This window comes from Candidatus Latescibacter sp. (assembly GCA_030692375.1).
GTDB lineage: Bacteria > Latescibacterota > Latescibacteria > Latescibacterales > Latescibacteraceae > JAUYCD01.
Genome location: JAUYCD010000193.1, coordinates 1 through 7,997 on the forward strand (window position 1 = coordinate 1; position 7,997 = coordinate 7,997).

The 7,997-nt window shown below is 51.8% G+C and carries 8 protein-coding genes; 6 read left to right on the forward strand and 2 right to left on the reverse strand.

All coding sequences use genetic code 11. From position 1 onward, the window contains the following. From Q8O92_11625 to Q8O92_11650, 6 genes are all read left to right on the forward strand, one after another. Nucleotides 1-133 (forward strand): IS1595 family transposase (locus tag Q8O92_11625; protein MDP2983962.1); only part of this gene is annotated, 133 nt, incomplete at its 5' end. 178 nt (nt 134-311) lie between these two features. After that, nucleotides 312-581, forward strand: coding sequence for a DUF2442 domain-containing protein (locus tag Q8O92_11630; GenBank protein MDP2983963.1), 270 nt, complete (start codon nt 312-314; stop codon nt 579-581). Next, on the forward strand, nt 578-1,522 hold the full coding sequence (locus Q8O92_11635; GenBank protein ID MDP2983964.1) for an ABC transporter permease: 945 nt from the start codon (nt 578-580) through the stop codon (nt 1,520-1,522). Before Q8O92_11630 ends, Q8O92_11635 begins: the two co-directional genes overlap by 4 nt. Nucleotides 1,523-1,733: 211 nt before the next feature. After that, the gene (locus tag Q8O92_11640; protein ID MDP2983965.1) at nt 1,734-2,594 is read left to right on the forward strand and encodes an ABC transporter permease; all 861 of its coding nucleotides are present in this window, start codon (nt 1,734-1,736) and stop codon (nt 2,592-2,594) included. 329 nt (nt 2,595-2,923) lie between these two features. Further along, nucleotides 2,924-3,796: a UDP-N-acetylmuramate dehydrogenase gene (gene murB / locus Q8O92_11645; protein MDP2983966.1), complete on the forward strand. Its 873-nt coding sequence runs from the start codon at nt 2,924-2,926 to the stop codon at nt 3,794-3,796. A 90-nt stretch (nt 3,797-3,886) separates the two neighbouring features. Continuing rightward, a complete protein-coding gene (locus Q8O92_11650) occupies nt 3,887-5,977 on the forward strand; it encodes a glycoside hydrolase family 20 zincin-like fold domain-containing protein (GenBank protein MDP2983967.1) in 2,091 nt (696 codons plus the stop codon). A 208-nt stretch (nt 5,978-6,185) separates the two neighbouring features. On the opposite strand, the gene Q8O92_11655 is transcribed toward Q8O92_11650, so the two are convergent. Continuing rightward, complete coding sequence (locus Q8O92_11655) at nt 6,186-7,145, reverse strand: DUF362 domain-containing protein (protein MDP2983968.1); 960 nt, start codon at nt 7,143-7,145, stop codon at nt 6,186-6,188. Between the two features lie 16 nt (nt 7,146-7,161). Beyond that, complete coding sequence (locus tag Q8O92_11660) at nt 7,162-7,668, reverse strand: adenylyltransferase/cytidyltransferase family protein (protein MDP2983969.1); 507 nt, start codon at nt 7,666-7,668, stop codon at nt 7,162-7,164. Nucleotides 7,669-7,997: the final 329 nt, after the last annotated feature.

A 7,997-nucleotide genomic window follows, 5' to 3' on the forward strand; every position in this document is an offset into this window, starting at 1 on the left:
ACATCTTCAAAGTTACCTGAATGAATTTTGTTATCGCTTTAACCGGCGATTCAATGAATTACTGATTACTGACAGACTCTTAACTGCTTGTCTGAATACCTCCACTATTACCTATGCGGAGTTAACTCGATAAGCGAATAATTTTATGATCAGACATACAGAAACAAACAAACACCCAGTCGAAAAAGATTCACAAGTAGAATATTTATTCCATAGACTTATTTCATTGATACTCCTTATTCTTCCGCATATTGAAAAAAGATGAAAGGTTTTATTACCTCTACCATTAGCATGTTTTAAGGAGCGTTCCAATGTATTTTCGTGTAAAATCTGTTCAACCGCTGGATAATTATATGCTCCGGTTGACTTTCGCCGATGGAGCTGTAAAAATATTCGATGTAAAGCCTTTTTTAGATCGTGGTCTGTTCGCTCAACTACGGGATAAATCACTATTCAAGTCTGTTCATGTGAGTTTCGACACCGTGGAATGGGCGAACGGTGTGGACATCTGTCCAGAATTGATGTACGAAGAGGGCGTGCCCGTCCCTGAACCGGATTCCTCTCCACGAGTCTCCCCATGACCTCCTACATCCTCCGCCGCCTGTTCCTCATGATCCCGATCCTCTGGGGAGTGGCCACCATCGTGTTCGCGCTCATGTTCATCGTGCCCGGAGACCCGGCGCGCATGCTCATGGGCCAGCACGGCGACGAGCAGACCCTGGCGCAGCTTCGGCGTGAGTTAGGCCTGGACCGTCCCGTGTATGTGCAATATGTGCGCTTCATGGGAAGGCTTCTCAAGGGCGATCTCGGCATGTCCTACCGTCAGAAACGCCCGGTGGCGGAGATCATCCGCGACCGCTTTCCCGCCACCGCCCGTCTGGCGGTGTCGAGCATGCTGATTGCCATTATTGTCGGGATTGCCGCGGGCATCCTTGCCGCACGGTACCGTAATTCGATGTGGGACTGGCTGGTGATGGTGTTTTCCCTCTCCGGGATATCCATGCCGGTGTTCTGGCTGGGGATGATGCTCATCCTCCTGTTCGCTTCCGGGTTGGGCTGGCTGCCGGTTGGCGGCTACGGGAAAAACGGGGACCTTCGCCACCTCTTGCTGCCGGCGGTGTCGCTGGCTGCGGTATCGATAGGGTACATCGCGCGTATGATGCGTTCGAGCATGCTCGAAGTCATCGGCAAGGATTACATCCGTACCGCTAGGGCCAAGGGGCTTTCCGAATGGGCGGTGGTCCTCCACCATGCTCTTCGCAACGCGCTCATTCCGGTGATCACCATTATCGGGATAAATTTCGCCTCTCTTTTGGGCGGCGCTGTCGCCACCGAAACAGTCTTTGCCTGGCCCGGCCTGGGGAGAGCGGTAGTGGATGCCATACGGATGCGCGACCTGCCGGTGGTGGAGGGTTGTGTCATTTTCCTTGCCGTTATCTTTGTGCTGGCGAATCTTATTGTAGACTTGTCTTACGCCTGGCTCGATCCGCGGATTCGGCTCGAGGGCGGAAAAGAGAAATGATGGGGCAAAGAAAGAATCCAGAATACAGAAGTCAGAAGACAGAATAAAAGAAAAGCAAAATAATTTGACAGGATTAACAAGATTTACAAGATTTTGATTATATCTAACCTGATGTTAAAAAATAGTTTAGAGCAGTGCATGGCCCAAAACTGTCACCCTGAACTCGTTTCAGGGTCTATGGCCTTTGAATAACAGATACAACAGAAAACCAATGCCCGATAAACTGAAAACAAGGCCAACCTTCACAACCGCTCTTTTCCGCTCCCGAAATGCTGCGATCGGATTGGTGATTGTGGGAATATTTCTTTTCTGCGCGGCTTTTGCTTCCATCATCACCTCACATGACCCGTACGAGATAAATCTCACCTTGAAAGAAATGGCCCCCTCTTTCCATCACCCGTTCGGAACAGACAGCCTGGGACGTGATGTCTATGCCCGCGTGATGTTCGGAACGCGCATCTCGCTCAAAGTCGGGGTCATCGCCATGAGCATCTCCCTTCTTATCGGGACGATCTTCGGCGCCCTGGCAGGATATTTCGGCGGAAAGCTCGATACCCTGATCATGCGCGTCACCGATATTTTCCTGGCTCTGCCGGCGGCAATTCTTGCCCTGGCGGTTATGGCCATTTTCGAGAATCCCTCGATCAACAAAATATTTTTTGTCCTGGGATTTATCGGGTGGACTACCATCGCCCGTCTCGTGCGCTCACGGGTCATGGAGATAAAGAACGAGGAATATGTTCTTGCTTCGGTGGCGCTTGGATTCGGCTGGATGCGGACCCTGTTCCGTCATGTGCTCCCCAATTCCATGGCGCCGATCATTGTGGCGGCAACCATCGGAATCGCCGGAAACATTCTCACCGAGGCCTGGCTTTCATTCCTCGGCCTGGGGGCGGAACCGCATATCCCCTCCTGGGGAAGAATGATAACCGAGGGGCAGTCCTATCTCGCTCTCGCTTCCAAACCCTGGATTTATGTTGCGCCGGGAGTCGCCCTGTTTTTGACCGTGATCGGATTCAATCTGCTGGGCGACGGTCTCAGGGATGTGCTCGACCCGACGCTGAAAGAATGAAAGAATATCTCGAAAATTACGTAAAAAAAGTCTGAACCATGATTCATGGGATGAAAGGATTACCATGATGTATGAATCAAAAAAATCAAGTTATGCATGATGACATAAATAATTACGCATGTTTTAAATGTTTAGATCCTGAAACGAGTTCAGGATGACACGTGTCATGCCGAACTTGTTTCGGCATCTAATTAAAAGAGAAACACAATGAAATATGCCGTCATTTATAATCCCATAATCATGTAAATCAAGGTTCAGACAGTCTTTTCATCATCTTTTATCAAAAGCATCACACGCATCAGTGGTTCAGACAATCTTTGAAAGAAACCATGCTCACATCAGAGAAAAACATTTCAATAGCGCCCTTTACCCACTATAAAATCGGCGGAGTCGCCAGGGAAGTTTATTTCCCTTCCGATATTGAAGAATTGTACATGGTTCTCTCAAGTCTTTATAGGAATAAAACACCCTACTATATTTTCGGCGGCGGCTCCAATGTGCTTGTGGGCGACGGTTTTTGGGAAGGTGCAGTAGTTATGACCGCGCGGATGAATGGCTGGGAGGCTTTGCCTGACCGTTTCGTCTGCGGCGCAGGGCTGCCCTCTTCACAGGCGGCGGAGATTGCTCTTGAGCATTCCCGTACCGGTCTGGAATTTCTGTATCTCCTTCCCGGCTCGATCGGCGGCGCACTGGCCGGAAACGCCCGGTATGACTATCGAAGCATGTCAGATGCAATCATTTCCCTGAAAGCTGTGCACCCGGAACAGGGCGTACGGGAATTTTCGAAGGAAGAAATTGATTTCTCCTACAAGCGTACCAGCATCACCCGTGAGGGATGGATTATCGGATCTCTTACCCTCGGCTGGAGCGAAGACGATCCGCGAGAAATCCTCCGCTGCATGGAGGAGATTCGGAATTCCCGCACCATAGGGCGGCATTTTGATTATCCTTCCTGCGGCTGTGTGTTCAAGAATGATTATGCCCGGAATGTGCAGGCGGGACGACTCATCGATTCGCTGGGATTGAAAGGATTGACCGTGGGCGGGGCGAAAGTGGCCGATTTCCACGCCAATTTCATCATCAACACCGGGAAAGCAACCGCTCGTGATGTGCTCACCCTTATCGAGCAGATTGAACAGATCGTTTTCGAACGCACCGGAATTGTCCTGGAGCGGGAAGTCCGGTTGGCAGGAACGTTTTGAATATCATCTTTTATCATGTCATACGCATCAGTGGTTCAGACAATCTTTACGAATTGCTGTTCAAATTGAACTTGTTGCAGGGAGCATGTCATGGCAAAAACCATTTCCATTCTGTCTGTCCTTTTCACCATATGCTTTGGTATTGCCGCCGCAGGGACCATTTCCCCCCAGGAGGAAAAACAGTGGCTGCGGTATCTCATCCCGCTGCCCCATGAAATCTCCATCAGGCACGCGGTCACCCTAAACCCGGCAGACGTCCGTATCACTCTGCGGAAAAATGCCGGGGAGATAGAAAAGAACGCCGCCCGTGAGTTGGAAGAACTGTTCAAGACCAAATCCGGGAAAATGCCCGCCGGGAAATCGTTCGAGATACGGCTCGGCGTCCGCGATTCCGGGGTGGGCAGCCGCCTGCTCGAAAGGCTGGGGAAAGTCTCCCATCCGGACCAGGGATACATCATCCAGCCGGTGGGAACGAACCGTCTTATCCTTACCGGGCTCCATGAAAAGGGAGTATACTATGCCGCCCGTACCCTGTATCAACTCCTTGAACCGAAGATAACTCCGGACGCTGTTTCAGTTCCGCTGGCATCCGTTTTCGACTGGCCGGATATGGATGAGCGGGGAGTATGGAATTTTCCGAGTCCCAGTGAGTGGATCCCCTGGATGACCTCGTACAAGATGAACTGGGGAAACATGTATATACAGCCCAGCCAGATTAAACGCAGCGAGAAAAATGTCGCAATCATCGATACCACACTGCTCCGTGAAGGACGCATCCGGGCTTTCAACTATCTCCCTGAGATTCTCCATCTGAATTTCCTGGCGCCGTTCGGGCTTTTCCGTGCTTATCCCGAGCTTGCCGGCGTAGGCGACGGCGCTCTGGCGGGAAGATATTTCGCTCACAAAGAAGGCGACCAGCATCGCGCTCCCTGCGCCTCCAATCCTCTCCTGACCGGGATTATCACCGAGTGGCTGACCGACATAGCCCGTCAGGGCGGGAATGAAGTGACCTGCTGGCTGACCGAGCGCCCGGCTCAGTGCGGGTGCGCAACATGCACTTCTGAGGGCCAGTTTGTTTGGGAGGCGCGGGCGTATGTCAATGCCTGGCGAGAGGCAAGGAAAACCTGGCCGAACCTTCGCATCCGGCTGTTCATCTCGACCACGACAGACCAGCGGTATCACAAGGTACTGGCCGAAGCGCCGCCCGAAGTGCGGATAGAGCGCTGCTGCGCCACCACCATGGAGCGGGTGGAGCATGAACCGCGCGACCTTTTCGCCGATCCGCTTTTCGACCGCTACGCCGCCGAGGGAAGGTGGGTCGCTACCTATGATGTGCCCCTGATCGCCAACGGGAAGGTGGATACTCCCGAGTTCAAAGTTCCCCAGAGCTCTGCGCACCGTATCCGTGATTATGTCCGTCAGCTTATTGACCGCAGGTGGAGCGCCGCCTATGGCATGATGGCCTGGGGCAACGCGGCGGTGCGGCAGTTGGTCGACCCCGCCGGGTCCCGCCAGGACAACGTGAAAGATATGGCCCGCATCATCTGCGGATTCGACATCATAGCGCTTTCGGAATGGTCATGGAATGTGAACGGGCGGAGCGAACAGGAATTCGCCGTCGCCTGGGCAACCCGTGAAGGGTATGAGAACCCGGAAGCGGTGGGGGAGTGGTCGGAGCTTATGGGGCCGGTGGAATTCGATGTGTACGATTCGGATTTCCCGGTTTGCTACTCCTGGGGCAAGGCTGCTTCCATGGTCAGGGATAAAGTGCGGCCGATGCTGGGAGAGGGGATGTTCCGGTACTATCGGGATACGCAGGATTTTGACCGTAAAATCGACGCCTGCGGAAAAGCGCTCACAATCGCCGGCGGATTCAGAAACCCTTACCTTGCGAACGAAACGCGGGTGATAGTATCCTATATCAAACTTGCCAAAACCATTTACCTGGTGGCGGAACAGGTTTCCACGGATGATCTTCACGCGCCGGGAAATCAGATCACCCTCCGTGAATCGTTGAAAAACCTGAACCTTGCCGGGAAAGAGAATGTGGAGGCCATCAGGAACTGGCGCGGGGCGCTCGGCCCCGAGCCTTGGTCCTACCGTGTGTATGACGCGATAAAAGGGACTGAAACTACGGTGAAGGATATCACCGGTTTTGTAAGTTACAGGTATCTTTACTGAAAAATAAAGCTATGAAGTTACGATATCACGACGTGAAAGCGCAATGAGATCCTGAAACGAGTTCAGGATGACGCGTGTCATGCCGAACTTGTTGCCGTTTCGCGGGAACGATGAAACCGTTGCCGCATCTATCTTATAAAGCAGCGACAAAGTGGCAAAGTTACAAAGTATTGTTCTTACTCTGCCCCTTTGTCTCTTTGTCACTTCTTTATAGGGTTATCCTGCTGATTTCCATGTTGGCAGGGTTGCACGTCCCCAAACCGTAACGAGTTTCAGCGAGACGGACGTAGGAAGGAATCTCTAACGGTTTGATGTTTTCCGCCCGGCGTTTTTCATTGATGGTATCCAGCGCCACATACTCCGCCGCCACCTGGTCGCGGCTCATGATGATTCCTCCCCAGTACCAGGGATCCCTGTCGCTGTAAGTCCCACGAAGACCATCGCAAAGCGCCAGAACCGTTTTATTCTTGATGCCCGGCTGGGCGCAGACCTGGGAGACGAATTCCATGAAGCCGTGACATCGGGACATCTCCATGGGCGAGATCGAGCCGATGTGATTCTTGAGAAAAAGGCTTCCGGCGAAACCTCCGAACACTTTCATCGAAGGGACATTGATAACTTTGGTGCACTTGTCGGTGAGAATACGGGTCAACCCCTCTCGGTCATGGAAACCGCCGCCGTCTTCGGTGCCGTAGCAGCGCACTCCCGATCCGTTTTGGTTCATCCGGAATCCCGCCCGGGACAGCTCCGAGGTATACCGCTCATAAATGATAATGTTGCTCGGCGCCACTATTCCGGTCAGCGTATCGCAGAGTGCATACACCAGCTCCGAATGCACAAACAGGGGGAATTGCGCCCCATTGCAGTTCGGTTTTATCCCCACTACATCGTTTTTGGTGACACCGAGAGCAGCCCATGCTTCGGTAGTATTCATCTTGCCGGTCAGGGTGAGAAGCGCTTTTTCCAGCATGAGCGCCGCCTGTTTACGGTCGCAGACATTCCGATCAGATATCGCTTTGGGATTACGCACCACAGCGACTTTCGTTTTCTCCGGGGCGCCGAAAGCTTCTTCCGGCAACGCCAGCGCACCGGCAGCTATTCCTATACCGATAATGCCGGAGGAGGTTTGTTTCAGAAATTTGCGTCTGTTTTTGGGTGAATATGCCATGTACTATCTCCTTTCGTTATCCTGAAATTTTCAAATTCTCTGCAATACCTGTGGTGGAAATCCCGCCTTTCAGGTTTCCCGGCGGCAGACGGCGGCAGGTGATGAGTGTGCTTCCGTTTCTGGCGGCCAACAGCCGTTTTTCCTCGAGAATGGAATCGGTCGCGGGAACCACATAAAAATCCGGCTTGAGCAGATCCATGAGCCTCGCATGGTCTAAAAGCCCGGATTCTTCACTGATAGTCACATAGTCCACACACTCCAGCGCCGCAACCATGCGGGCGCGGAAACGCTCGTTGTTGATCGGACGATCCTTTCCTTTTAACTCCTTAACTGTGCTGTCGTTCCCCATGCTCACCAGGAGAACATCCCCTTTCATCTTGCAGTAATTGAAGTGAAGAATATGACCGAGATGCAGGATGTCATAACAGCCGGTGGTAAGAACGATGGTCTTTCCCTTCTTCCGGGTCTTTTCGCTAACTGTCTGCAAGTCTCTGTAGGAAATTATTTTTTTATCGGTTTTCATAGATTCGTTTGATGATTGTGATAAAAGATGATGAAAAGACTGTCTGAACCTTGATTTGCATGATTATGGGATTACTTTATTTTCTGATACATCATGGTAATCCTTTAATCCTATGAATCATGGTTCAGACTTTCTTTATAATCTTTTCCGCCTATGTCAGTCGTCTGGTAAGTATTATTGAAAATATTGCACCGTGATTGCACATTTAGATCCTGAAACGAGTTCAGGATGTAGCGGACTCTTCGACAGGCTCAGAGTCCGCTGACCGAGCACTGAGCTTGTCGAAGTGCACGTGTCATGCCGAACTTGTTGCCGCTTCGCGGGAACGA

Coding starts and splice junctions, on each gene's coding strand:
- Q8O92_11630 (MDP2983963.1), top strand. CDS start 312: ATGTATTTTCGTGTAAAATCTGTTCAACCGCTGGATAATTATATGCTC.
- Q8O92_11635 (MDP2983964.1), top strand. CDS start 578: ATGACCTCCTACATCCTCCGCCGCCTGTTCCTCATGATCCCGATCCTC.
- Q8O92_11640 (MDP2983965.1), top strand. CDS start 1,734: ATGCCCGATAAACTGAAAACAAGGCCAACCTTCACAACCGCTCTTTTC.
- murB (MDP2983966.1), top strand. CDS start 2,924: ATGCTCACATCAGAGAAAAACATTTCAATAGCGCCCTTTACCCACTAT.
- Q8O92_11650 (MDP2983967.1), top strand. CDS start 3,887: ATGGCAAAAACCATTTCCATTCTGTCTGTCCTTTTCACCATATGCTTT.
- Q8O92_11655 (MDP2983968.1), bottom strand. CDS start 7,145: ATGGCATATTCACCCAAAAACAGACGCAAATTTCTGAAACAAACCTCC.
- Q8O92_11660 (MDP2983969.1), bottom strand. CDS start 7,668: ATGAAAACCGATAAAAAAATAATTTCCTACAGAGACTTGCAGACAGTT.